Annotated in this window: 22 protein-coding genes; 8 read left to right on the top strand and 14 right to left on the bottom strand. The window is 67.7% G+C overall.

Annotation, left to right across the window (positions count from 1 at the left end):
- Window positions 1-54: 54 nt before the first annotated feature.
- The gene (gene ilvD, locus ACFSVL_RS34125) at window positions 55-1,899 is read left to right on the top strand and encodes a dihydroxy-acid dehydratase (RefSeq protein ID WP_378310193.1); all 1,845 of its coding nucleotides are present in this window, start codon (window positions 55-57) and stop codon (window positions 1,897-1,899) included.
- An 803-nt stretch (window positions 1,900-2,702) separates the two neighbouring features.
- On the opposite strand, the gene ACFSVL_RS34130 is transcribed toward ilvD, so the two are convergent.
- Complete coding sequence (locus tag ACFSVL_RS34130; RefSeq protein WP_378310195.1) at window positions 2,703-3,278, bottom strand: DoxX family protein; 576 nt, start codon at window positions 3,276-3,278, stop codon at window positions 2,703-2,705.
- 105 nt (window positions 3,279-3,383) lie between these two features.
- Window positions 3,384-4,292, bottom strand: coding sequence for a 2-hydroxyacid dehydrogenase (locus ACFSVL_RS34135; RefSeq protein WP_378310197.1), 909 nt, complete (start codon window positions 4,290-4,292; stop codon window positions 3,384-3,386).
- 58 nt (window positions 4,293-4,350) lie between these two features.
- Here ACFSVL_RS34135 and ACFSVL_RS34140 point away from each other — a divergent pair, with 58 nt between their 5' ends.
- Window positions 4,351-5,559 carry a PQQ-dependent sugar dehydrogenase gene (locus tag ACFSVL_RS34140; protein WP_378310861.1) on the top strand — a complete coding sequence of 403 codons (1,209 nt, stop codon included), beginning with the start codon at window positions 4,351-4,353 and terminating at the stop codon, window positions 5,557-5,559.
- 525 nt (window positions 5,560-6,084) lie between these two features.
- Here ACFSVL_RS34140 and ACFSVL_RS34145 read toward each other — a convergent pair.
- Genes ACFSVL_RS34145 through gatC form a run of 4 tightly spaced genes read right to left on the bottom strand, consistent with a single transcriptional unit; the run spans window position 6,085 to window position 9,919 of the window.
- Window positions 6,085-6,603, bottom strand: coding sequence for a hypothetical protein (locus tag ACFSVL_RS34145; protein ID WP_378310199.1), 519 nt, complete (start codon window positions 6,601-6,603; stop codon window positions 6,085-6,087).
- A complete protein-coding gene (gene gatB, locus ACFSVL_RS34150) occupies window positions 6,604-8,109 on the bottom strand; it encodes an Asp-tRNA(Asn)/Glu-tRNA(Gln) amidotransferase subunit GatB (protein WP_378310201.1) in 1,506 nt (501 codons plus the stop codon).
- Window positions 8,106-9,623 (bottom strand): Asp-tRNA(Asn)/Glu-tRNA(Gln) amidotransferase subunit GatA, encoded by a 1,518-nt coding sequence (gatA, locus tag ACFSVL_RS34155; protein WP_378310202.1) that lies wholly within the window; start codon window positions 9,621-9,623, stop codon window positions 8,106-8,108. The genes gatB and gatA overlap by 4 nt, the downstream gene beginning before the upstream one ends.
- Entirely contained in the window at window positions 9,620-9,919 is a 300-nt protein-coding gene (gene gatC / locus ACFSVL_RS34160; RefSeq protein WP_378310203.1) for an Asp-tRNA(Asn)/Glu-tRNA(Gln) amidotransferase subunit GatC, read from the bottom strand. The genes gatA and gatC overlap by 4 nt, the downstream gene beginning before the upstream one ends.
- Before the next feature lie 221 nt (window positions 9,920-10,140).
- On the opposite strand from gatC, the gene ACFSVL_RS34165 reads away from it, so the two are divergent.
- A complete protein-coding gene (locus ACFSVL_RS34165) occupies window positions 10,141-10,794 on the top strand; it encodes an amino acid-binding protein (RefSeq protein ID WP_378310205.1) in 654 nt (217 codons plus the stop codon).
- A 262-nt stretch (window positions 10,795-11,056) separates the two neighbouring features.
- Here ACFSVL_RS34165 and ACFSVL_RS34170 read toward each other — a convergent pair whose 3' ends face one another.
- From ACFSVL_RS34170 to ACFSVL_RS34190, 5 genes are all read right to left on the bottom strand, one after another.
- Window positions 11,057-11,452 carry a PASTA domain-containing protein gene (locus tag ACFSVL_RS34170; RefSeq protein ID WP_378310863.1) on the bottom strand — a complete coding sequence of 132 codons (396 nt, stop codon included), beginning with the start codon at window positions 11,450-11,452 and terminating at the stop codon, window positions 11,057-11,059.
- Between the two features lie 312 nt (window positions 11,453-11,764).
- Window positions 11,765-12,259 carry a GNAT family N-acetyltransferase gene (locus ACFSVL_RS34175; protein ID WP_378310207.1) on the bottom strand — a complete coding sequence of 165 codons (495 nt, stop codon included), beginning with the start codon at window positions 12,257-12,259 and terminating at the stop codon, window positions 11,765-11,767.
- Window positions 12,252-14,411 carry an NAD-dependent DNA ligase LigA gene (gene ligA / locus ACFSVL_RS34180; protein WP_378310209.1) on the bottom strand — a complete coding sequence of 720 codons (2,160 nt, stop codon included), beginning with the start codon at window positions 14,409-14,411 and terminating at the stop codon, window positions 12,252-12,254. The genes ACFSVL_RS34175 and ligA overlap by 8 nt, the downstream gene beginning before the upstream one ends.
- Before the next feature lie 11 nt (window positions 14,412-14,422).
- Entirely contained in the window at window positions 14,423-15,133 is a 711-nt protein-coding gene (locus tag ACFSVL_RS34185; RefSeq protein ID WP_378310211.1) for a hypothetical protein, read from the bottom strand.
- Between the two features lie 73 nt (window positions 15,134-15,206).
- Window positions 15,207-16,241, bottom strand: coding sequence for a methionine synthase (locus ACFSVL_RS34190; protein ID WP_378310213.1), 1,035 nt, complete (start codon window positions 16,239-16,241; stop codon window positions 15,207-15,209).
- Window positions 16,242-16,387: 146 nt separating this feature from the next.
- On the opposite strand from ACFSVL_RS34190, the gene ACFSVL_RS34195 reads away from it, so the two are divergent.
- The 4 genes from ACFSVL_RS34195 (at window position 16,388) to ACFSVL_RS34210 (ending at window position 20,156) form a co-directional block, all read left to right on the top strand.
- A complete protein-coding gene (locus ACFSVL_RS34195; RefSeq protein ID WP_378310215.1) occupies window positions 16,388-17,086 on the top strand; it encodes a hypothetical protein in 699 nt (232 codons plus the stop codon).
- A 104-nt stretch (window positions 17,087-17,190) separates the two neighbouring features.
- Window positions 17,191-18,234 (top strand): MBL fold metallo-hydrolase, encoded by a 1,044-nt coding sequence (locus ACFSVL_RS34200; protein ID WP_378310216.1) that lies wholly within the window; start codon window positions 17,191-17,193, stop codon window positions 18,232-18,234.
- 43 nt (window positions 18,235-18,277) lie between these two features.
- A complete protein-coding gene (locus ACFSVL_RS34205; protein ID WP_378310218.1) occupies window positions 18,278-18,730 on the top strand; it encodes a GNAT family N-acetyltransferase in 453 nt (150 codons plus the stop codon).
- 151 nt (window positions 18,731-18,881) lie between these two features.
- Window positions 18,882-20,156: a DUF222 domain-containing protein gene (locus ACFSVL_RS34210; protein WP_378310220.1), complete on the top strand. Its 1,275-nt coding sequence runs from the start codon at window positions 18,882-18,884 to the stop codon at window positions 20,154-20,156.
- Between the two features lie 5 nt (window positions 20,157-20,161).
- On the opposite strand, the gene mnmA is transcribed toward ACFSVL_RS34210, so the two are convergent.
- The 3 genes from mnmA to ACFSVL_RS34225 all read right to left on the bottom strand — a co-directional run bounded on the left by mnmA (window position 20,162) and on the right by ACFSVL_RS34225 (window position 23,886).
- Entirely contained in the window at window positions 20,162-21,256 is a 1,095-nt protein-coding gene (gene mnmA, locus ACFSVL_RS34215) for a tRNA 2-thiouridine(34) synthase MnmA (RefSeq protein WP_378310222.1), read from the bottom strand.
- A 4-nt stretch (window positions 21,257-21,260) separates the two neighbouring features.
- A complete protein-coding gene (locus tag ACFSVL_RS34220; RefSeq protein ID WP_378310224.1) occupies window positions 21,261-22,457 on the bottom strand; it encodes a cysteine desulfurase family protein in 1,197 nt (398 codons plus the stop codon).
- A 64-nt stretch (window positions 22,458-22,521) separates the two neighbouring features.
- Window positions 22,522-23,886 (bottom strand): MFS transporter, encoded by a 1,365-nt coding sequence (locus ACFSVL_RS34225; protein ID WP_378310226.1) that lies wholly within the window; start codon window positions 23,884-23,886, stop codon window positions 22,522-22,524.
- Between the two features lie 355 nt (window positions 23,887-24,241).
- Between ACFSVL_RS34225 and ACFSVL_RS34230 the strand changes: the two genes are divergently transcribed.
- Window positions 24,242-25,147, top strand: a complete 906-nt coding sequence (locus ACFSVL_RS34230; RefSeq protein ID WP_378310228.1) for an NADP-dependent oxidoreductase — start codon at window positions 24,242-24,244, stop codon at window positions 25,145-25,147.
- The last annotated feature ends 268 nt before the right edge of the window (window positions 25,148-25,415 follow it).

Genomic DNA, 25,415 nt, shown 5'->3' on the forward strand with positions numbered 1-25,415 from the left:
GCGGAGCCGCTGTTCCCCTCCGCCTGGTCCAGCCTTCTGACCTGGGAGAATGCCGTGCCGCACCTCCGTTCCCGGACCACCACCCACGGTCGCAACGCGGCGGGCGCACGCTCGCTCTGGCGTGCGACCGGAATGACCGACAGCGATTTCGGCAAGCCGATCGTCGCGATCGCCAACTCCTACACCCAGTTCGTGCCCGGCCACGTGCACCTCAAGGACCTCGGCGAGATCGTCGCCGAGGCGGTGGCCGAAGCCGGCGGCATCGCGCGCGAGTTCCACACGATCGCGGTCGACGACGGCATCGCCATGGGCCACTCGGGCATGCTCTACTCGCTGCCCTCGCGCGAGATCATCGCCGACTCGGTGGAGTACATGGTCAACGCGCACCAGGCCGACGCGCTGGTGTGCATCTCCAACTGCGACAAGATCACGCCGGGCATGCTCAACGCCGCGATGCGGCTCAACATCCCGACCGTGTTCGTCTCCGGCGGCCCGATGGAGGCCGGCAAGGCAGTGGTCGTCGAAGGCGTCGCGCAGGCCCCGACCGACCTGATCACCACCATCGCGGCGTCCGCGAACTCGGCGATCGACGAGGCCGGCCTGTCCGAGGTCGAGCGCTCGGCCTGTCCGACCTGCGGTTCGTGCTCCGGCATGTTCACCGCGAACTCGATGAACTGCCTCACCGAAGCCCTGGGCCTGTCGCTGCCGGGCAACGGCTCCACGCTCGCGACGCACGCCGCCCGGCGCGAGCTGTTCGCCAACGCCGGACGCACGGTGGTCGAACTGTGCAAGCGCTGGTACGGCTCCGACGACGAGTCGGCCCTGCCGCGCTCGATCGCCACGAAGGAGGCGTTCGAGAACGCGATGGCGCTGGACATGGCCATGGGCGGGTCGACGAACACCGTGCTGCACATCCTCGCCGCCGCGCAGGAGGGCGAGGTCGACTTCACGATCAGCGACATCGACGCGATCGGACGCCGGGTGCCGTGCCTGTCGAAGGTCGCGCCGAACTCCGATTACCACATGGAAGACGTCCACCGGGCCGGCGGAATCCCCGCCATCCTGGGCGAGCTTTACCGCGGCGGCCTGCTGAACACCGACGTGCACGCGGTCCACGCCCCGGACGTCGCCACGTGGCTGAACGAGTGGGACATCCGCGCCGAGTCCCCGTCGGAGAAGGCGCTGGAGCTGTTTCATGCCGCGCCGGGCGGGGTCCGGACCACGAAGGCGTTCTCGACGGAAAACCGCTGGTCGTCGCTGGACACCGACGCCGCGGGCGGCTGCATCCGCGACGTCGAACACGCGTACACGAAGGACGGCGGCCTCGCGATCCTGCGCGGCAACCTGGCCGAGAACGGCGCCGTGATCAAGTCCGCGGGCATCGACGAGGAACTCTGGCACTTCCAGGGCCCCGCGCGGGTGCTGGAGAGCCAGGAGGAGGCCGTGTCGGCGATCCTCAAGAAGGAGATCCAGCCGGGCGAGGTGCTGGTCATCCGCTACGAGGGCCCGGCGGGCGGCCCCGGCATGCAGGAAATGCTGCACCCGACGGCGTTCCTCAAGGGTTCCGGCCTGGGCAAGAAGTGCGCCCTGATCACCGACGGCCGGTTCTCCGGCGGCTCCTCGGGCATCTCGGTGGGCCACATCTCCCCGGAAGCCGCCGCGGGCGGCCTGATCGGCCTGGTGGAGAACGGCGACCAGATCGTCCTGGACGTCCACGAGCGCCGGCTTGAACTGCTGGTCGAGCCGGAGGTCCTGGCCGAACGGCGGGCGAAGATGGACGCTTCGGAACGCCCGTGGCAGCCGAAGGACCGGCACCGCCCGATCACCTCGGCGCTGCGGGCCTACGCCCGGATGGCCACTTCGGCGGACACCGGCGCCGTTCGGGACCCGAGCCGCTGATCCTGCTGTTTCTTGCTGGAAGGGGCCTGCGCACGATGCGCGGGCCCCTTCCGTTTTCTCGGCTGGTTTTCGACCGTGAGGTCTCGGGTAGGTCGCCGGATCCTCACGGCCGCGATTCGCCGCTTAACGACCAACGGTCACGTCAGCCAGCTCAGCCCCTGGTCGACGCTCTTCGCCATAAACGGCCACGGTCACCTCGGTCAGCCCGCGCACGATGCCGTTCGCCACAAAACGACCAACGGTCACTTCGGGCAACCCACGCCCCTGACCAATGCCGTTCGCCAAAAACGGCGAACCGTCACTTCGGCCAACCCCGGCCGCCTAACCGATGCGATTCGCCGCCAAACGGCCAGTCGTCGCCCCGGCTGTCTTGAAGCCGCACGATCGAGACGCTTCCGCACACCTCCCGCGCGACGGGGCCCGTCGCCCATATCCGGAAACTCCCGCACCGCAGAGCACCCGCCGCCACTCGAACCCGGCCAACCCCTCACACACGGAACACGGCACACCGCCCGAGCTTCGGCCGCCGAGATCGCTGCCGAAGCCACCGCCGAAACCCTCGCCCCGCCTTCCCCGCGACCTCGGATAAGCCTGCCGACGCCTAGGACGCACCTGCCGTCGCCGCTCACGAGCCAATCCAGTAGCCAGCCAAACAGCCGGTGACCACCCGAATCTTGGCCTTGACCAGGCATTCGCCACTAAATGGCAACGACCCGACAGCCCCAGGTCAGCAACGAAGCGCCACCGCCCCGACGTCCCACCCCAGCCGACTCCAGCGTGTCAACGACACCGCCCTTAGCGATTCAGCGAGTCAGAACGATGACCACCACGGACGCCGCCGCGGCCAGCAACAACGAGATGAGCCCGAGCGGCAACGGCCGCTTCCGCCACGGCGTGTTCCGCTCCAGCGACAGGGTGCCCGCGCCGGTGAAGATCAGCGTCAGCGCGCACAGGCCCAGCAGCAGCTCGTACTCCCAGCCCTGACCGGTGCCCTGGAAGAAGCCGCCGTGGAACTTCGCGTAGACGATGTTCGCGGCCACGCCCAGCAGCCCCGCCGCGGCGAGCGGCGTGAACAGGCCGACGATCACCAGCGCGCTGCCCGCGACCTCGGTGATGCCGGTGATCCAGGACAGCAGCGTCGTCTGCTTGTGGTACCCGAACATCTCGAGCACGTGCGCGAACCCGCCGACGCCCGGTCCGCCGAAAGCGCCGAACAGGTGCTGCAGGCCGTGCGCACCCATGATCACGCCGAGCCCGAGGCGCAAGACGAGCAGGCCGAAGCCGAGACCGCCCTGCCGCGGTTCGTCGTAGTCGTTGCCGGCAGAGTCCTCGACACCGGACAGCACGCTGGTCTGGTAGTCGTCCCCTTGAGTGGTCACGCGGCGAAGATTAGGGGATTCAGCCGTGACCCGCGAGCGAGCACGCCGAGGTCAAGGGCTCTTTCAGGGTTAACCCTGAGTGCCAGGCCGACATTCGGGAAATGATCAGTATTCACCGCGCACGAGATTTCCAGGTAGCTCGCCGCCAGCGTACCGGGCGATCTCCGCCGCAGCCACCAAATAAGCGCGCCGCCGGACTCCCCGCACGGCACCGGCCACGTGCGGCGTCAGCACGAAACCGGACGCAGTCCACAACGGATGGTCCGCCGGCAACGGCTCGGGATCGGTCACGTCGAGCGCGGCGCGAAGCCTGCCCGCCGCGATTTCCGAGGCAAGCGCGTCAGTCACCACGACCGGCCCTTGAGCGGCATTGACCAGCACCGCGTCATCGCGCATCGCCGCGAGGAAATCAGCGTCCACCATGCCCCGCGTCCGCGACGTGAGAGGGACCATCATGACCACCACATCGTGGGACGGCAGCAACTCCGGCAACTCATCGACACCGTGCACGCCCTCGCGCGCCGACATCCCGACCATCGTGCAGCGGACGTCGAACGGCTCCAACCGCCGCCGCAACTGCCGCCCGACATCGCCCGCCCCGACAATCAGCACCCGCTGGCCCTGCAAGGTGTCGGACGGCAACTGCTCCCAACGCCCGGCCCGCTGCGCCGCCGCGTAAACGTCCAGATTCCGGTACATCGACAGCAGGACGCCGACAACCCACTCGGCCATACTGCCGCCGTGCGCACCGCGGCAGGTGGACAGCAGAACGCCGTCCGGGACGCGGCCCACCCAGTCCTCCGCGCCGGCGGTCAGGAGCTGCACCAGCTTGAGGTTCGGCAGATCGCGCCAGATGTCGTCGCCCACCGAATCCATCGCCGGAACGAGCACCTCGGCTTTCGCAGCCTCCGGCGGCAGCGAGCGGCCCCATTCGTAGCGCACGGCGTGGACGAGAGGGATTTCGGACAGCACGGCGACGCCCTCGTCGTCCGGGACCAGCACGGTGACTGTCATGATCACCACGGTAGCCACTTACCAGTGGCTCACGCCGCGCCACCTAGGCTGGGGCATCATGCGTACCCGGTACCGGTGGTCGGCGCCGCTGGCCCTCCTCGCCTGCGGCGGCCTCGTGCTTTCCGGCTGCGCCCGGTTCGACGACACCGCCGCCGGCCAGACGTTCACGCCCGCGCCGGTGCCGAGTCCGGAGTCTCCGCCGCAGGTCCAGGAGCACGGCGACGGCTCCGGCAACGGCCCCCGCTCCGGCCCGGCGCAAGCGTCTCCTTCGCCGGTTCCGCCTCCGCAGGGCTGCAAGGACTTCGACAAGGCCGTCATCGCCACCTGCCTGGACACTGTCGCCGCCGTCGCCGGACTTCCCGGCGAAGGGTCCGCGCCCGCCGCTCTCGCCGGTGAACGGAAAACCGGCCGGGTCATGCTGGCCAGCTCAGGACACGACGCGACGTCGTTCGCGCAACTGGACGTCCAAGCCGACGGCGACGGCGGGCTCACCAGCCTGGCGCTGTCGCCAAGCTACGTCGAGGACCAGCTGGTCTTCGCGTACATCACCACAGCGTCGGACAACCGAGTCGTGCGCTTCGCCAAGGGCCAGGCCCCGAAACCGGTGCTGACCGGGATCCCGAAGGGCGCGACCGGCAACCGCGGCGCGCTGGCCAGCGACGGAAACGGCGCACTTCTCGTCGCGACCGGCGACGCCGGCAACCCAGCCGCGACCTCGGACCCGAACTCCCTGGCGGGCAAGGTCCTGCGCGTCGACGTGTCCGGAAAACCGGCGACCGGGAATCCCAAATCCGGGTCCGCCGTCTACGCCTCGGGCCTGCACTCCCCCGGCGGCATCTGCCGTTCGCCCGACGGAAAACGCACCTGGGTGACCGATCACCCCGCCAACGGCCCGGACGCTGTCTACCGCCTCCAGCCCGGACAGCCGCTCAGCACGCCCGCGTGGACCTGGCAAGACAAGCCCAGCCTCGGCGGCTGTGTCGATTTCGTCGACGCGAACGGCATCCTCGGCATCGCGTCGTCCACGGGCATGCAGAACGTGCCGGTCAACAAGGACGGCGCGGTCACCGGCAAGCCGACGGTCACTCTCGACGGCAAGAGCAAGTCCGCCACGACGTACGGCCGCCTGTCCGCCATGAGCATGATCAACCCGCAACTGGCCGTCGCGGGAACTGTCAACAAGGACGGCGGCAAGCCGGTCTCCAGCGACGACCGCGTGGTCCTGATCGTGGTGAGCGACACGGGCGGTGGGCCGGGCAAGGACTGACACTGGGAGTGCTTACCGGGCCTTTCGAGCAGCTGGCAGGCCCGCTGACCTGGGGTTAGCCGTTTAGTGGCAACAGCCGACCTGGTCACCTTTGGGGGTGCCTTGCCTTGCTGCCCACGCTCGCGGCTGGCCATTGCCGGGCGACGTCGAGAGAGTCGCCACTAAACGGCGACGACCACCCAACGTGCCATCGGACACCGGACTGGCCCGCCGCCGCCATCAGCCCCAGTCGCCGTCGCCGTTCAACGGCAACACCGCGAGAACCGCCACCGGCCCCCTTCGCCACCCAACGGCGAATCCACTAGCGATCGGCAGTCCCAGACGTCGTCGCCGCTTGACGGCAAATCCGCGGGACGGCCTCTCGGCCAGGCGCATCCTTGTCGCCGCTCAACGGCAAGTCCGCGAATAAGCCGTGACCAGGCTTCGTCGCCACTCAATGGCGAACCCCGCCCCTGAGCACCTCGTCGCCACTAAACGGCGAATCCGCGAAAACCCGCCTCACCCAGCGAACATCCCCGTAGCCACTCAGCGACGACGACGAGAAGCCCGGCTCTCGGCCCGCGCAGCCCGGATGTCCACAATCGCCACCGCGACCGACCCGACCGCGAACGCCATCGCCAAATACCGCCCGATCCCACCCGAGATCGACACCCCAGCAGCGTCCAGGAACGCACGCTGATCACTGTCGAACACCCAGTCCAGCGTCGTCCAGCCGATCACCATCAGCAGCACCGTCGCCAGACCGCCCACCAGCCACAGCTGCGGCAACCCGCTCACGCGCGCCTTGGTGACCTGCCCGAACAACACCACCGCGAGCCCCACCACGGCCAGCAGCAGCGGCGGACCCCACGAGAAGAGGTCCGAATGCCAAGCCGTACGCACAACGTCGCTGTGCGGCAACGTCCCGAAAGCGTCGCGGACGTCGGACGTCGCGGTGTCCGCCGACAGCACTGTCCAGGGCAGCAGCGTCGACCCGACCGCGAGCAGCCCGGCCGCCAGGCCGAGCCACTCGCGCCAGGTGACGCGTCGGAGCGAGAAAGCCACTCAGGAACCGACGCGCTCGATGATCAGCTCGCGCACCCGCTTGGCGTCGGCCTGGCCCTTGGTCGCCTTCATGACCGCGCCGACGATCGCGCCGGCCGCCGCGACCTTGCCGCCGCGGATCTTGTCGGCGATGTCCGGCTGCGCGGCCAGAGCTTCGTCGACAGCGGTGAGCAGCGCCGAATCGTCGGAAACGACCTTCAGGCCGCGCTTCTCGACGACCTCGCGCGGCGAACCTTCACCCGCGAGGACTCCCTGCACGACCTCCTTGGCGAGCTTGTTCGTCAACTCCCCGGAGGACACGAGCCCGATCACCTCGGCGACCTGCGCCGGCGTGATCGCCAGCCCGGCCAGCTCGACCTCGCGCGCGTTTGCTTCCTGTGCCAGCGTGTTGACCCACCAGCCGCGCGCCTCGTCCGGCGTCGCACCGGCCTCGACTGTCGCCGCAACGAGGTCAACGGCTCCGACGTTCAGCAGGTCGCGCAGCGCTTCGTCGGAGAGCTTCCACTCTTCCTGGATCCGCTTGCGCCGCTCCCACGGCATCTCCGGCAGCGTCGCGCGCAGTTCCTCGACCCACTCGCGCGACGGCGCGATCGGCACGAGGTCGGGCTCCGGGAAGTACCGGTAGTCCTCCGCGGTTTCCTTGGCGCGCCCGGACGACGTGGTGCCGTCGGCCTCCTGGAAGTGCCGCGTCTCCTGCCGGATCGACCCGCCTTCGGAGAGAATCGCCGCCTGGCGCGTCATCTCGTACCGCACCGCGCGCTCGACGCTGCGCAGCGAGTTGACGTTCTTCGTCTCCGTGCGCGTGCCGAATTCCGTGGCGTCCTTGGCCATCAGCGACACGTTCGCGTCGCAGCGCAGCGAGCCCTGGTCCATGCGGACGTCGGACACGTCGAGCGCGCGCAACAGGTCACGCAACGCGGTGACGTACGCGCGCGCTACCTCGGGAGCCCGTTCGCCGGTGCCGGTGATCGGCTTCGTGACGATCTCGATCAGCGGCACGCCGGCCCGGTTGTAGTCGAGCAGCGAGTGCTCGGCACCGTGGATCCGGCCGGTCGCACCGCCGATGTGCAGCGACTTGCCGGTGTCCTCCTCCATGTGCGCGCGCTCGATCTCGACCCGCACGACCTCGCCGTCGTCCAGCGTCACGTCGAGGTAGCCGTCGAACGCGATCGGCTCGTCGTACTGCGACGTCTGGAAGTTCTTCGGCATGTCCGGGTAGAAGTAGTTCTTCCGGGCGAACCGGCACCACTCCGCGATCTCGCAGTTGAGCGCGAGACCGATCCGGATCGCGCCCTCGACCGCCTTGCCGTTCACCGCGGGCAGCGAACCGGGCAGCCCGAGGCAGGTAGGGCACGTCTTGGTGTTCGGCTCGCCGCCGAACTCGTTGACGCAGCCGCAGAACATCTTCGTGTTCGTGCTCAGCTCCACGTGGACCTCGAGCCCGAGCACCGGGTCGAACCGCTCGACGACCTCGGCGTAGTCCATCAACTCGGCCACGGCAGTCACTTCGTTCCTCCCAGCTCCGGAGCCTGGTGCACGAGCGAGCCGCCGGCAGCGGCGTCGCGCGCGGCCTCGTACGCGGCGCCGACGCGGTACAGCCGGTCGTCGGCGAGCGCCGGGGCCATGATCTGCAGGCCGACCGGCAGCCCGTCCTCGTCGGACAGTCCGCTCGGGACGCTCATCGCGGCGTTGCCCGCGAGGTTCGACGGGATGGTGCACAGGTCGGCGAGGTACATCGCCATCGGGTCGTCCACACGCTCGCCGAGCTTGAACGCCGTGGTCGGCGTCGTCGGCGACACCAGCACGTCGACCTTCTCGAAGGCCTGCGTGAAGTCGCGCGTGATGAGCGTGCGCACCTTCTGCGCGGAGCCGTAGTACGCGTCGTAGTAGCCCGACGAAAGCGCGTACGTGCCGAGCATGATGCGACGCTTCACTTCAGCGCCGAAGCCCTTCTCACGCGTCAGCGACATGACTTCTTCGGCGCTGTGCTCGCCGTCGTCCGAGACGCGCAGGCCGTACCGCATCGCGTCGAAGCGCGCGAGGTTCGACGACGCTTCGCTCGGCGCGATCAGGTAGTACGCCGGCAGCGCGTACGTGAAGTGCGGGCACGAGACCTCGACCACTTCAGCGCCGAGAGCGCGAAGCTGCTCCACAGCGGCCTCGAACGACCGCAGCACGCCCGGCTGGTAGCCGTCGCCGGCGAACTCCTTCACGACGCCGACGCGTACGCCGGTCAGGTCGCCCTTCGCGCCTTCGCGCGCCGCGGCGACAACCGGCGGCACCGGCGCGTTGATGGACGTCGAGTCCATCGGGTCGTAGCCGGCGATTGCTTCGTGCAGCAGTGCGGCGTCAAGCACCGTACGCGCGCACGGTCCGGCCTGGTCGAGCGAAGACGAGAACGCCACGAGGCCGTAGCGCGACACTCCGCCGTACGTCGGCTTCACGCCCACAGTGCCCGTGACAGAACCCGGCTGGCGGATCGAGCCGCCAGTGTCCGTACCGATCGCGAGAGCCGCCTCGAACGCCGAAATCGCCGCTGAGGAGCCACCGCCCGAACCGCCCGGGATGCGCGCGTGGTCCCACGGGTTGTGCGTCGGGCCGTACGCGGAGTTCTCCGTGGAGGAGCCCATCGCGAACTCGTCCATGTTCGTCTTGCCGAGGATCACGACGCCCGCTTCGCGCAGCTTTCGCGTGACAGTCGCGTCGTACGGCGGCAGCCAGCCTTCGAGCGTGCGAGACCCGCAGGTCGTCGGCACGCCCTTCGTGGTCAGCACGTCCTTCAGCGCCAGCGGTACGCCTGCCAGCGGCGACGCCGGCTGCTCGCCCGCGGCCAACTGCTCGTCGACAGCCTTGGCCGCGCCGAGCGCGCCTTCGGTGTCGACGTGCAGGAACGCGTGCACGCGGTCGTCCACCGCGGCGATGCGGTCCAGGTGCGCCTGCGCGACCTCGACCGCGGACACCTCGCGCGCGTGGATCTTCGCCGCCAGCTCGGCGGCGGTCAGCTTGACGAGTTCGCTCACTGTTCTTCTCCCAGGATCCGCGGCACCCGGAACCGGCCCTCTTCGGCGGCCGGCGCGGCGGCCAGCGCGTCCTGCTGCTCGAGGCTGGGCCGGACGGTGTCCTCGCGGAAGACGTTCGTCAGCGGCACGGCGTGCGAGGTCGGCGGGACGTCCTCCGCGGCGACTTCGCTGACCTTCGCCACCGAGTCGAGGATCTGGTCGAGCTGGCCGGCGAAAACGTCCAGCTCGTCGTCGGTCACGGCCAGCCTGGCCAGCCTGGCGAGGTGTGCGACCTCGTCTCGGGAAATGTTGGGCACGCGGGTGACTCCCGGGGTGTGCTGTGCGGGTGCTCTCGGAAGCTGCAAGTCTATGGTGACGGCGTCGGACGGTTCGACCGGGTTATCGGGCCGCGGGCGCCGGGCAGGGCGTCCCGCTTGCCGGACGGCGGGCCCCAGCGGGTGCCCGGTCTGTCACAATCGGCGCCCGGCAAGCGCGTCCCACGACAGGGCTGGGACGCCTGAGGCGAGAGGGGCGCGTGGTGTCGTTCCTGATCCGGGTCCAGCTACCGGACTCCCCCGGCACCCTCGGCGCGGTCGCGACCGCGCTCGGCACGGTCGGGGCCGACATCCTGAGCGTGGACGTGGTGGAACGCGGCGGCGGGCTCGCGATCGACGACCTGGTGGTCGAACTCCCGTCGGGCCGTCTCCCGGACGCGCTGATCACGGCGGCCGAGAGCGTGGAAGGCGTCGAGGTCGACGCGGTGCGGCCGTACGCGGGGATCCTCGACACGCATCGCGAACTGGAGCTGGTCGAGGAGATCGCCGCGCAGCCGAAAGCCGGGCTGGACCTGCTCGCCGAAGGTGTGCCGAAGATCATCCGCGCCGGATGGGCGGTGATCGTCGAGCATTCGGAAGCGGGACCTCGCCGGCTGGCTTCGTCGAGCGCGGCTCCGGAGAACCCGTTCACGGACTTGCCGTGGCTGCCGCTGGAACGCGCGACCGTCTTGGACGGCGAGGACTCCTGGGTTCCGGAGACGTGGAAGGAACTGGGCACCGAGCTGGCCGCGACTCCTCTCGGCAAGCCGGGGAAGGCGATGCTCGTCGCCCGGCCGGGCGGGCCCAACTTCCGTGCCGCGGAGGTCGCTCGGCTGGCTCACTTCGCCGGGATCGTCGCGGTTGTTCTGGACGGGTGACCTGAGTCTTGGGTCAGCTGTCCTGAAATGTTGGGGCAGCCGAGCTGGGAGGGCTTGGCGGCGGGCCCGGGCATTTCAGGCTCGATCGATCAGCTTGTCGAATGCTGTCTTTGTCAGTGATTCAGGGGCTCAGTCGTTCGTCTCGCTTGAACGACCGCGGGTGTTCTCGCCGTTTCCTGTCCTCAAGTGCAGACAATCTCCCCCGAGAAGGTGAACGCCGCCCAGCAACGGGTACCGACTCCGTTGACGCAGAAGGCGGCGCTCAGCATTTGTCGGCATAGAGGGTGACGACCGTCCCAGCGGACACTACGGTGCCGGGCTTGGGATCCTGCCCGGTCTGGCACCAGTTCCGGTCGATGATCATCATCCGTTTCTTCCCGGACGAGTCGACCTCGCGGAGGTTGTACAGCCCAGCCGCTTGCATGGCGTCCTGCGCGTCCTGATGATTCATGCCGGACACGTCCGGGACTTTGATCATCGCCGGCGGTGCGGCGCTGACCGACGCGCCCGCAGTCGCCGTCGCCGATTCGATTGCTGTCGCGGTGTCAGTCGTGGCCGTCGTTGAGGTGCCACCGGGCCGTGGCGCAGCGTTGCACGCGACAGCAAGGAAAACAGCAGCACCGATAACCGGAACGGCGGCGTGGACGGGTTTGGCCATGATCACGCTTCCTCGATACGAGTCGGTACTTCACGCGTGACAGCTTGAGTCGAAGCCAGACACCCGGACGTTACAGCCCACAGCCCGCCAAAACTCGCCAAACAGACCCCGCCGCCCGCAACCGTCCGCCAGCGACGGCCCCCGGGACAGCGCCCACTGCCGGGGAAGCCGAGCACACCCGACAACTCCCGGCGAGAGCCAGGACGAGGGCCCACCGTCCGTCGCCACTCAACGGCGAATACCGGCGGCAAACCCCCGCCCAACGCTTTCGCCAAAAAACGGCAAAAAACTCTGACCTGCGAAAACGAGCCTTCAGAAGTCGTACTCGTACGCGATCAGATTGACCCCGGGATGCGGATGCCAGTCCCGCCCCGGCAACCGCCGGAACCCGATCCGCTCGTAGAGCCGGTGCGCCTTCCGCATCACGTCGAGGCTGCTCAGCACAACCCGGTCAACGCCGAGTTCCCGACCGCGAGCCAGCACCGCCTGCGTGAGCGCTTCCCCCACCCCTCGCCCACGCGCCGCCTCCGCGACCGCCAGCATCCGGAACTCCAGCTCCCCCGGCTGGGAGATCTCAGACAGCGCGCTCCCCGGCTGAACGATCGCGACCGACCCGACGACCTGACCGTCCGGATCGACCGCGACCAAAAGCTCAGCGTGCTGCGCCCGCCCGGCGACATCGCGAAGTTTCGCCTCATACGCGGCATCGGCGTCGAAGAATCCCTCGATCCGGTAAGCCTCGACGGTCACCTCGCCGAGCGCGTCGAACTCCTCCCGCCGCGCCGCGCGGATCTCCATCTCACTCATCGCCGCCCTCAGCCTCCTCGTCCGCGCCGGTGTCGAGCGCCAGTTCCGCAGCCGCTTCCGGACCGCTCTCCAGCAAAGCCCGGAACCCGGCCTCGTCCAGCACCGGCACCTTCAGCTGGACGGCCTTCTCGTACTTCGACCCCGGCGAGTCGCCCACGACGACAAACGCCGTCTTCTTCGACACAGACCCAGCCGCCTTGCCACCGCGAGCCATGATGACTTCCTTCGCCTCGTCACGGGAAAACCCGTCGAGCGAACCGGTCACCACGATCGACAGTCCTTCGAGGTTGCGCGGGATGGACTCGTCGCGCTCTTCCTCCATCCGCACCCCGGACCGTCGCCATTTTTCGACGATTTCCCGGTGCCAGCCGACCTCGAACCATTCCTGCACGGCGTGCGCGATGGTCGGGCCGACGCCGTCGACGTCCGCGAGTTCCTCCTCGCTCGCGTCCTGAACCCGTTGCAGCGAACCGAATTCCCGCGCGAGCGCCTGCGCCGCGGTCGGTCCGACGTGCCGGATCGACAGCGCGACGATCACCTTCCACAGCGGACGATCCTTCGCCGAATCGAGGTTCGTCAGCAGCTTTCGCGCGTTCGCCGACAGGTCGCCTGCCTTGGTGCGGAACAACTCCACCTCGGCGAGCGAATCCTCGTTGAGGTCGAACACATCGCCCTCGTCGGCGACGACCCTGGCGTCGAGCAGCGCGACCGCCGCCTCGTACCCGAGCACCTCGATGTCGAACGCGCCGCGGCCGGCGAGGTGGAACAGCCGTTCCCGCAGCTGCGCGGGGCAGAACCGGGTGTTCGGGCAGCGGATGTCCTTGTCGCCTTCCTTTTGATAGGCGAGTTCCGTTCCGCATTCCGGGCATTCGGTGGGCATCACGAATTCGCGCTCGTCCCCGGTCCGCGCGTCGACGACGGGCCCGAGCACCTCGGGAATCACGTCGCCGGCCTTGCGGATTACGATCCGGTCGCCGATCAGCACGCCCTTGCGCTTGACCTCTTCCTGGTTGTGCAACGTCGCCCGGGCCACCGTCGAGCCGGCGACCTTGACCGGCTCGGTGACGGCGAACGGGGTCACCCGTCCGGTGCGCCCGACGCCGACCTGGATGTCGAGCAGCGTCGTGATCGCTTCTTCCGGCGGGTATTTGTAGGCGATCGCCCACCGCGGCGCGCGCGACGTGGTGCCAAGGCGGCGTTGCAGCGCAACCTGGTCGACCTTGATCACCACGCCGTCGATCTCGTGCTCGGCATCGTGCCGATGTTCACCCCAGTAGGCGATGTGCTCGGTGAGTTCCTTGCCGGTCCGCAGCACTCGTGTGTGCGGCGACACAGGCAACCCCCAGGCCGCCAGCGCGTCGTAGGCATGCGATTGGGTGACCGGCTCGAAACCGTCCCGCTTGCCGAGACCGTGGCAGATCAGCCGCAACCGGCGTTCCCGAGTGATCTTCGGGTCCTTCTGCCGCAACGACCCGGCGGCCGTGTTGCGCGGGTTCGCATACGGCGGCTTGCCCGCTTCGACCATCTTCGCGTTGAGTTCGAGGAAATCCTCGACGCGGAAGTAAACCTCGCCGCGCACCTCGACGAGCTTCGGCACCGGGAACTCGTCGGTGCCGGTGAGTTCGTCCGGGACCTGGTCGAGCGTGCGGACGTTGAGCGTGACGTCCTCGCCCGTGCGCCCGTCGCCGCGGGTAAGGCCCCTGGTGAGCTTGCCGTTTTCGTAGAGCAGGTTGATGGCCAGGCCGTCGATTTTCAGCTCGGCCAGGTACTCCGTGGACCCGATTTCCTTCTCGACGCGCTCGACCCAGGCGAGGAACTCGTCGGTGTCGAACACGTTGTCCAGGCTCAGCATGCGCTCGAGGTGGTCGTGCGCGGTGAACTCGGTGGAGAACGTGCCGCCGACGTTCTGGGTCGGCGAATCCGGCGTGACCAGCGCCGGATACTCGTCCTCGATCGCCTGGAGGTCGCCGAGGAGCGCGTCGAACTGGCCGTCGGAGACGATCGGCGAGTCCAGCACGTAGTACCGGAACTGATGGCCGCGGATCTCCTCGGCGAGCGCGCCGTGCCGCTCACGCACGTCGGCCGGCAGGTCAGTCACGTCCTGGGCGGCCTCCACGGCCGCCTGGTCTTGGGGAAGGTCGGTGCTGCTCACGGGTGGTGAGCCTAGCCGGAGGCACCGACACTTTCGCCCGGTTGCTCCGTCAGCCCGCGGACCAGCTCCCGGAACTCCAGCAGATCGATCGTGCTCTCCGGTTCGGCCTCGGCGGTCTCGACCCGGCGCAGCCGCTCAGCGGCCAGACGCTCGCCCAGCGTCGCGTCGAGCGGCAGGAACGTCATCGTGGTGCGGGCGGCCTCGTCGAGGTCCGCGAAGGCGGGATGGTGGACCGCGACGTCGACCACGCCGTCGTCCACCTGCGCCACCACCCGGACGTCGGCCAGCGAGATCCGGTGCTCGCCCAGGTTCACCGTCACCTCGGTCGGGTCCGGAACCGGCGGCACCGAATCGTGGTACTCCCAGATCGCGTCGTCCGGCGGCCCGGCCGCTTTCCACGCATCGGTGTACGGGCGCAGCTCAGGGTCTTCCTGCCCGCTGACAACCAGCGCGTAGATAGCCATCCGACCGCGTTCGAGCGAGAAGTGCAGCCGCGGATGCAGCGTCTCGACCAGCACGCACAGGTCGTGCTCGACGCGATGCGGCTCTCCTTCGCCCAGCGCAGCACTGACCTCGGGCAAGAGGTCGTACCAGCCTTCCCAGAACGCAACTGCCGCAGCAGCGGCGTCGGACGGCACCTGCTGCTCAGGCCACGGCGTACGGGGATCTGGCGGCGCGGCCTCGGTGTCGGCTTCCGAGCGGCGACGACGGAACAAACGCATGATTCGGAATTTCCCCCGGTTGTCTCTCTACACCAGCCACGGTACGCGCCACGTCAGCGGCGCGTACCCGAAATCACCAGTTCTCAGGCGGCTCCACGAACCCTTTGCCCAGGTCGCGACTAAGAGCAAGCGCCCGGCGCATCCACTCGTTCGTGGCACCGGCCAGGCCGCAGGCTGGAGTCGGAACCGCACGCTCAGCCAGGATCGAACGGTTGAATCCCAGCCTGTCCACGAGCCTGAGCGCCGGTGTCGCGAGGTCCTTCAACCCCGGCGCAGTCACTGGGTCAGTGGCCGGAACGAGGCCAAGGAAGAACGAAATACCGCTGTCCCAGGCCTCGCCGATTTCGTCCAGAAGCTCGGCGGACGCCCCAGCGAGCATGCTGAGGTCGAACGCGACCGCGTCGGCGCCTGCGGCCTGGAAGAGCTTGATCGGCGGCCGCGGAGCGCAACAGTGGACGATGACCGGCTGCCCCGTCATCGCGCCGATCCGTTCGATCGTCGAGGCGAGCAGCTCCCGCACTTCGGGCTCGGGCACCGCAGGGACGTTGCCGTATCCAGACGGCGTCGGCAGCTTTCCGCCGAGAACAGCGGGCAGCGACGGCTCGTCGAGCTGCACGACCACCGGCGCGCCGGTCCTCGCTGTCAGCTCCGCGACGTGCTGAGCAAGCCCGTCGAGCAGCGACGCGGTGAAGTCCCGTAACGCCCCGTGGTCAGTGAGCACCCGATGTCCCCGGGGCAGCTCGATACCCGCGCCGAGCGTCCACGGCCCGGCGATCTGGGTCTTGAGGACCGCTGGCGCACCCGCGTTCTCGCTGGCGGCCTGGACCGCGTCGAGGTCCCATTGGAGCAGGTCACGCCCACGACGATGGTCGTGACCAGGCCGCCCGGCGACGCGGTAGCCGCTCGGCACCACCTCGATCGCGAGGTCCACGAGCAGCGCCGCGGTCCGGCCGACCAGGTCAGCGCCGACGCCGCGAGCCGGCAGTTCAGGCACATGCGGGAAGCCGGGAAGCTCTCCGAACACCACGGCCGCGGCCTCGACGGGGTCGGTCCCCGGCATGGACCCGATTCCCGTCGCCGCGCCCGCAGGCCAAGGTCGTTCACTCACAGGCCGGATTGTCGCGGAACGGGCGGCTGCCGTCCGAACCGCCCCTTCGGACAAGCTTCACCCGACCGCGCGGCAATAGCCGGACATTCGCCGCATATCCCTTTGCCAGCACCGAATTCGCGGTCACCGCGTTAGTCTGGATCGCCATGACCAGCTCCGCCCCGACACCGCCCGGCAAAACACCCGGTGACGCATCCGCCCGGGAGCCGCAGCGGGGCAGCATGCCCGGAACACCGCACCGCCGGGCTCCGAGCCGCGCCTTTGAGCGGACTCTTTTCACCGAGCCGGTCCTTTTCGTCAGCCGGGAGACGACGCCGACAGCCGCCGGCCAAGAGTACGGCGTGTTCGACCGGCAGGGCCTCCGCATCGGTGGAGTCGCGGTCACAACGCCCGGTTTCCTCAGTAAGGCCGTTCAGCTTCTGCGGAAATCCGGCCAGTACGTCAGCCGCCGGTTCGAAGTCCGCGACGCGAACCAGAGCACCGTCCTCAAGGTAGCGAAACCGTCGAAGGACCCGTTGGCCGACTTCATCGTGACTCGCGCCGATGGGACACCGATCGGCGAAATAACCCCGACCAACGTCGGCCGAGTCCGTTTCACCCTGCGCGCTGAGGGCAGAACAATCGCCACCGTCGTCGCCAGTGGCCGGCAACTCTGGGAAGTCACGATCGAGGACCCCGCCGGCAACAAAGTCGCCCACGTTGGGCACCCGTCACCGGAACTCTCGCCGGTCAATGGCAACGCCTGTCTCGTCGAGATCCCGCTGCAGGTCCCCGAGCCGCTGGCCAGCATGCTCGTCGCAACCACCCTGACCATCGACATCGCGCTCACCGCACAGCCCGGCTGATCACGTGACCGGTGTCTCATCCCCGCCAGGTGGACAGCGCCCGGAATACGGCCCAATGTAAGGAAAGTCCGGGACACCGAGGTCCCGCCTGGACGGAGGTCGCCGTGGAGCCGTTGCCCGAAAACAGCAACTCAAGCTGGGCCGATCCCGGGGTCTACGAAGTAGCCGCGGGCGTCTATCGGATCCCGTTGCCATTGCCGAACGACGGCCTGCGCGCGGTCAACGTTTACGCCGTCACCGATGGCTCGAACCTCGTGCTCGTCGACTCAGGGTGGGCCCTCACCGAGTCTCGCCAGTTGCTGGCGACCGCGCTAAAAGGGATCGGTGCTGAACTCGGCGACGTTCGAGAGTTCCTCATCACCCACGTCCACCGTGACCACTACACCCAGGCAGTCGCGCTTCGGCGCGAATTCGGCAACCGGATAGCCCTCGGCAAGCTCGAGCAGCCTTCACTCGATGCAAGCTCCAACCCGAACCAGTTCCCGATGCAAGCCCAGCTCGACCTCCTTCGCCGCAGCGACGGGCACACAGTCATCACTGCGCTCAGCAAGCTGTTCGGTTCGGAACCTCGCCACACCGAGGCGAATCTTTGGGAAGAGCCGGACGAGTGGCTGACACCCGGCCGGCGATCAGTGCTCCCCGACCGTGAGTTCGACGTGGTCCACACCCCGGGCCACACCAACGGGCACGTAGTTTTCGTCGACGGCGCAGCAAACCTCTTGTTCACCGGCGACCACGTGCTCCCCCACATCACCCCGTCGATCGGCTTCCAGCCGGTTCCGGCCGAGTTGCCGCTCAATGACTATCTCGACTCCCTCCGCTTGGTCCGCGGCATGCCAGACCGGCGCATGTTGCCGGCCCACGGCCCAGTCACCGACAGCGTGCATGCCCGCATCGACGAACTTCTCGAACACCACCGGCAACGTCTCGACACAATGGCAGCTCAGATCGAAGCCGGCGCAAGCACCGCTTTTGAAGCCGCCAACCGCCTCGGCTGGACGCGTCGTGGCCGCAAACTGTCCGAAATGGACGCCTTCAATCAGATGCTTGCCGTCCTTGAGACCGGCGCACACCTCGATCTGCTGGTATCGCAAGACAAGCTTGCAGCCGAAGACGTCGACGGCGTTCGCCATTACAAGACCACGTAGCCACAGACAGCCCGTCATTCACCCAATGGAATACTGATCCGCCATGCCTCCTATCGCTGTGAGACGCGCTCGGCCCGACGATGTCGAAGCGATCGTCCAGATGCTCGCGGACGACCAACTGGGAGCGACCCGCGACTCGCCGACCGACCTGGAGCCCTACCTCCGAGCGTTCGAAACCATTGCAGGAGACCCAAATCAGCTGCTTGTCGTCGCAACCTCAAACGATCAGCCGATAGCCACGCTTCAACTCACGCTCATTCCCGGCCTAGCCCGACGCGGGGCCCTTCGCGGGCAAATCGAGGCTGTGCGCGTACACCGCGATCACCGCGGTTCCGGCCTGGGCGCACAACTCATGCAGTGGGCCATCGACGAATCACGACGGCGCGGCTGCAACCTAGTCCAGCTCACCTCGGATACGACGAGGGCGTCGGCGCATCGCTTCTACGAGCACCTGGGATTCGTCCCGAGCCACACGGGTTTCAAGCTGCATCTCTGATCACTCCCTCCTCGCAGCTTCAGCCGTCCTGCGCTCAACCGCCCAACTTTCACCGTGCCAGAGTTGTCACGCAAAAGCCAAGTAATCGCACGATGGGTCCCTTCGTGAAATTTAGCTGACTGTGGTCGGATCGTTGCGTATCGTGACGTTCATGAGCAAGTCGCCCGCACCGGCGGACCACGCCGATCAGACCAACACCACCACCGAAACCGCAGACCTCGCCTTCCTGCTTCGCACGATGCACGCGAACCTCGACCTTTTCGATCGCTTGCAGGCAGACCAGCTGATGGCAGCCGTGAAGGACGCGAACCGCCAGATCGCCCGGCTGCAGGCGTTGCAGCTGCACTGCATGGCGGGCATGCGAAGACGAAGATCTGACCCGCAAGAACTGGCGTGCGAGTTCGCGCTGGCCTTGCATATCACCGACACCCGAGCCGGAGCGATGATCGCTGCCGCCGAGGCCCTGAGCCAACGTCTGCCGCGCACCTTCCGTTTGATGGATCAGGGACAGTTCGACATCTATCGCGCGATGAAGGTCACTGAGGGCACCAGCCAGCTGTCTAACCATCATGCACGGATGGTCGACTACCTGCTCGAACACCGATTGGCAGACAAGAACCCAACCCAGGTCCGCAAGGCAACCGCTTACGCCGCAACGAAAATCGATCCAGCCGGCGCGATGAACCGGCTGGCCCAGCGAAGAGCCGAGCGCCGCGTCATCCTGCACCACCAAAGCGAAGGCATCTCGCGGTTCTCCGTCGACAACGCCTCGACCGACAAGGCAACGGCGGCCTATCTCCGTGTCGACAAGATCGCTCGATCACTCAAGACGGGCGAGGAGAAGCGAACTCTCGATCAACTACGCGCTGACGTCGCGATCGATCTCCTGCTCAGCGGCAAAGGAGGCGTTCCGGAGCAGACCGAGGTGTACCTCTACGCGGATCTGCAGACCTACTTGGGGCTCAACGACAATCCCGCTGAACTGGCCGGACACGGTCATATCCCGGCCGAACTGGCCCGGCACATCGCGACGGGTCCCGACACGATCGTCCGCCGGGTCATCACCGATCCGCTGACCGGACAGGTGATCGAGGTCGGCAAGTTCCGGTACCGGCCGAGCATCGATGTGGACGAGTTCGTACGGATCCGCGACCGCGAGTGTCGGCAGCCCGGATGCCCGCGGCCCGCGCAAAACTGCGTGACGGAGCCGACTGGGCCCGCCTCCGCGGACCCAGACTCGACGTTGAGCTACTGCCTTCGCCATCGACGCCTGAAGAATCGAGCCGATTGGACCTACGAAGTCATGCAGGACGGGAAGCTCATCGTCACGACGCCGACCGGCGAGAAAGCTGAAAGCTCGCCTCCGCCGCTGCACGATCCCCTGCCCGAGCCGGAACAACCAGGAGAGGAACGCCTAGGCGCGTAAGGAGATCAGCGCGTACCAGAGATCTTGGCGCTCCCGAGCACAAGGTCGCCAGCCTGGTCGTCTCGCCGATAAAGGACAACGACCTGGCCCGGTGCCACACCGCGCAACGGCTCTCGCAGTTGGATGGAGACCTGTCCGTCTCCGTCCGCTTCAGCGACCGCGTCGGCAATGCCTCCGTGCGCGCGGACCTGGACGGTGCACTCGGTCGGCCCGTCCAAGGCTCGCCCGCTCGGCCAGATCGGCCGATCCGCGTCGATGGCCTCGACTCCGAGATCCGCCGACGAGCCGACCTTCACCGTGCCCGAAACAGGTTCGAGCGAAAGGACATACCGAGGTCGCCCATCAGCAGCCGGTGCGTCGATGCCTAGGCCCTTCCGCTGGCCCACAGTGAATCCGTGGACACCGGTGTGACGCCCGAGCACCGCGCCGGTTTCCGCGTCGACGAGTTCGCCGGGACGCTCGCCAAGTCGCTTCTCCAAGAACTTCTTGGTGTCGCCGTCCGGGATGAAGCAGATGTCGTGGCTGTCCGGCTTCCGCGCGACGGAAAGCCCACGCTGCTCCGCCTCGGCGCGCACATCCGACTTCCAGGAGTCGCCCAGCGGAAACATCGCGTGCTGAAGCTGCTCTGGCTGCAGGGAAGCCAGCACGTACGACTGGTCCTTGCCTTCGTCCGCGCTCCGGCGAAGTTCCAGTTCTCCATCGACAGTGGCTAGGCGCGCGTAGTGGCCAGTCGCGACAGCGTCGAAACCGAGCGCGAGCGCCTTCTCAAGCAGTGCCTCGAACTTGATCTTCTCGTTGCAAGTCACGCAAGGGTTCGGCGTACGACCGGCGGCGTACTCGCCGACGAACGTCTCAACGACCTCTTCGGTGAACCGCTCCGCGAAATCCCAGATGTAGAACGGGATACCCAGAATGTCCGCGGCGCGGCGAGCGTCGTGCGAATCCTCGACCGTGCAGCAGCCGCGCGAACCTGTCCGCAGCGTGCCTGGTTGGGCCGAAAGCGCCAGGTGCACTCCGACGACGTCGTGGCCAGCGTCCACTGCGCGCGCAGCGGCGACGGCCGAATCGACTCCTCCGCTCATTGCGGCCAATACCCGCATTGCTCTACACCTCTTGCTTCCGGGTCTGCTTACGCATGCCGGCGAGACCGGCTTGTCGGGCGCGGGTGACGACGCCACCGATCTCGCGGGCCAGGGTGTGCACGTCCTCCAGTGTCGACGTGTGGCCAAGCGAGAATCGGAGCGAACCGCGAGCCGCGGCGGCGTCTGCACCCATTGCCAGGAGGACGTGGCTTGGCTGAGCGACGCCTGCGGTGCACGCCGAGCCGGTGGAACACTCGATGCCCTTGGCGTCCAAGAGCATCAACAGGCTGTCGCCCGCGCAACCGGGGAAAGTGAAGTGGGCGTGGCTCGGCAGGCGCTCGCCGTCGCAGCCGTTCAGGATTGCGTCCGGGACCTCGCGCAGGACCGCTGCGACGAGTTCGTCGCGCAGCTTTTCGACCCGAGCGGCGTATTCCGCGCGACCGCTGATCGCCGCTTGCGCCGCAGCCGCGAAGCCAGCGATCGCCGGTACATCGAGGGTGCCCGAACGCACGCTGCGTTCCTGGCCACCACCGTGGAGGACGGGGACACATGAGGTGTCACGGTCGAGAAGAAGCGCGCCGACGCCGTACGGGCCGCCAAGTTTGTGGCCGGTCAACGTGAGCGCGGCGGCACCAGAAGCGGTGAAGTCGACTGGGACTGCACCGACCGCTTGGACTGCGTCCGTGTGCAGGGGAATCGCGTATTCGTTGCAGACCTCGGCGAGAGCGGCCACCGGATTGACAGTGCCGACCTCGTTGTTCGCCCACATCACCGTTGCCAGGGCGACAGTCTCAGGTGCCGAATCGATCGCGGCGCGGAGCGTTTCCGGCGACACCCGGCCCTGGTCATCGACTTCGAGCCAGGTGATCTCGGCACCGGAGTGCTGCTCCAACCACTCGACCGTGTCGAGAACCGCGTGATGCTCGACCGTGCTGCAGAGAATCCGACGACGGGCCGAGTCCTCGTTGTTCCGAGCCCAGAAGATGCCCTTGACCGCGAGATTGTCACTCTCCGTGCCACCGCCGGTGAAGATGACTTCCGACGGCCGAGCGCCCACAGCGGCGGCAATCACCTCGCGCGCTTCCTCGACGGCCCGCCGTGCCCGCCGCCCCGAAGAATGCAGCGCGGAGGCGTTGCCCACGGTGGACAAAGCCTCAGTCATCGCCGCAATGGCTTCGGGCAGCATCGGAGTGGTCGCCGCATGGTCGAGATAGGTCATCGCTCTATCAGGGTAGACCGATGCGGCCTGTGACGAAGCTCGCCCCGGGCCGCGGAGTGGCACGTCACACCTGTTTCGGCCACCTGCTCGTGAGCCGGACGCCGAGCAGCGCGAGCAGGACGAGGGCGACGCTGAGGAGTCCCATCGCGGCGGAAGGCTGGGCGGCGGACGCGACGGCGGCCAGGAGCACCCCGCCGAGGCCGATGAGCAGCGCTGATCCGACCCAGTCGGCGAGCTGCATTGCGGACGTGTTGAACCCGCGCTCCCCCTCCGGCGAGTAGCGCAGCAGGAGGACCGAGATGGCGGGCATCGCGATTCCCATCCCCGCGCCGCCGACCGCACAGACAGCGAAGGCCACCCAGGCGGGGAACCACGGTTGGGCGACGAAACCGAAGCCGACCAGGCCGACCGCGACGAGCACGAATCCGGTGCGTAGCGATGCTTCGCGGGACCAATCGAGGAACCTGCCTTGGAGAGCTGAAGCGGCTGACCAGCCAAGCGCGGTGATGGTCAGCGGCAGGCCGGCGAGCGCGGGGCTGTAGCCGTGGACGGCGGTCATGGTCAGCGGGAGATACGCCTCCATACCCGCATATGCGCCCGCGACCAGGGCGCGGGAGGCAACCACCGTGGGCAATCCGGGCCGAGAGGTCATGGTTCCGGTCGGCAGGAGCTTGCGTAGTGCGACGGCTAACGCCACGAGGCCCAAGGCTCCGTACGCGATCGCGGCGGGTGACGGGTGTTGCGCAGCCCAGCTGAGAGCGGCAACTCCGAGCGCAGCGACCACTGCGGCAACAACACCGGCACGACGTCCGGCTGGCAGCGGCACGTGTGCGGGCAAGCGGCGTGTGATCTTGGAGAGAAGAAAAACTCCGATACCGACCAGCGGGAGCAGGCCGAGGAAGACCCAGCGCCAGCCGACGGTCACGGTCACCAAACCGGCAACGGAGGGACCGATGACTGCCGGGAGGACCCAAGCGGCCGCGTTGGCCGCATAGATGACGGGGCGTTCACGATCGGTGAACGTCAGGGCGATCAGCAGCGAGACGGAGACCAGGAGAAACCCTGAACCGAAGCCCTGCAGCGCGCGGCCGATCAGGAGCATTGGCATCGTGGTGGCGACACCGGCGACGGCTAGTCCCGCGGCGAACAGTGCTGGCCCGAGCAGAAGTGCGGGTGCTGGGCCTCGGCGGTCGCCCAGTCGTCCGGACAAGACTGTGGCGACGACGCTGGCCACCAAGAAGGTCGTGAACGGCCAAGAGTAGAGCGCCAAACCGTGCAGTTCGGCGACCAGCGTCGGCATCGCGGTGGCGACGCCCATGTTTTCAAAGGCCACCAGCGTGACCACAAGCAGCAGGCCGAAGGTGACCAGGCGGTGTTCGCGGCTCCAGAGGACGCTCTTTCGGGGCTGCGCTTCGACGGTCTGGCTCATGATCGTGAGCCTGCAACCTCCAGCGCTATGGAGGTCAAGTCGATTTCGGGGGCAGCAGCGGAGTGGAATCGCGGTCTCACGATGACGTTGTGCACCTCAAGATCGGGCGTGCGGGTGTCACGTCCGGGACGAACGAGGGGTGATAACGCCGGGTAATCGGGTCGGTGAAATCAACCTTCTTGTGGCTATTCGTGGGCACTGTCTGTGTCGTCAGGGGTGATCGAGCGAGACAGGGGTGCGAGTGTTGCCGTTGACTGGCGAACGGAGCGTGCGGCTCGGAATGCGCTGGACGCTGGTTGGCTTTAAGTAGGACGTACGGCGTGGCACTGCGGACTGAAGGAGCGTGCGAACCGAAATGCGAGCCATCACTTTCGCCGAATATGGCGGGCCCGAAGTACTGCGACTGGAGGGGGTTCCGGCACCGGAGCCTGGTCCGGGACAGGTCCGCGTCGCCGTCCGGAGCGCGGGGATTAACCCGATCGACTGGAAGATTCGCTCGGGGGCGATGGCCGGCGGTGCGGCGCTGGAAAGTCCCCAGATCCCGGGACTGGAGATCGCGGGAGTAGTCGACGCCGTGGGCGACGGTGCCGAATTCGGCGTCGGCGACGAGGTGTTCGGCTGGTCGGCGACCGGCGGGTACGCGGAGTTCGCTCTCGGCGGAACAATCGTTCGCAAGCCTGCCGACCTGTCCTGGGCCGACGCGGCGGCGTTGCCGGTTGCTGGCGAAACCGCGTTGCGCGTGTTGCGTCTGCTCGACGTCAAGGCTGGCGAGGTTTTGGTCATCCATGGAGCGAGTGGCGCAGTCGGCCGGTTCGCGACACAGATCGCAGTCGCGTTAGGCGCGACAGTGATCGGAACGGCCGGACAGCACAGTCTCGATGAGGTGAAGTCGTTGGGCGCGATTCCGGTACGTTACGGCGACGGATGGCTGGAGCGGGTTCGTGAAGCGGCGGACCGACCGGTTGACGCGGTGTTCGACGCGTCTGGGCACGGCGTTTTGCCGGAATCAGTCGAACTGCGAGGATCGAAGGATCGCATCGTGACCATTGCCGACGGTGCGGCGTTCCAGCTTGGGTTGCCTTTCTCGTCTGGTGGCAAGGATGGACAGACGCAGGACGTGCTAAACGAGATCCTCGGCTATGTACACAATGGACTGCGGATTGCACAGGGGAAAGCCTTCCCCCTGGCGGAAGCGGCAGCTGCACACGAGGAGAGCCAGAACGGGCACCCCGGCGGGAAGCTGACGATCGCCGTTTCCTGACCATGGTCGCCGACTAGACTCGACGGCGGTGCAGCTCGGATGGCTAGATCGGTTTCGCCGTTTTGCGGCAGCTTCGGCGACGGGGCCGTTGCCGATCGGTGGCGAGGAGCGCGCGACCAGGTGCGCCCAAGCAGGTGCCGGTAGCCGTTCGGCGGCGACGTTAGCCGCTCGGTGGAAGGACACGTCAGGGCGGCTGTCGCCGTTTAGTGGCGAATGGGCAGACGTCGGTCAGGCGCAGGAGAGCCTGCAGGTGGTCGGGGAGCGACGG

Origin of the sequence: Amycolatopsis silviterrae, from assembly GCF_042684085.1 — a bacterium.
Lineage (GTDB): Bacteria > Actinomycetota > Actinomycetes > Mycobacteriales > Pseudonocardiaceae > Amycolatopsis > Amycolatopsis silviterrae.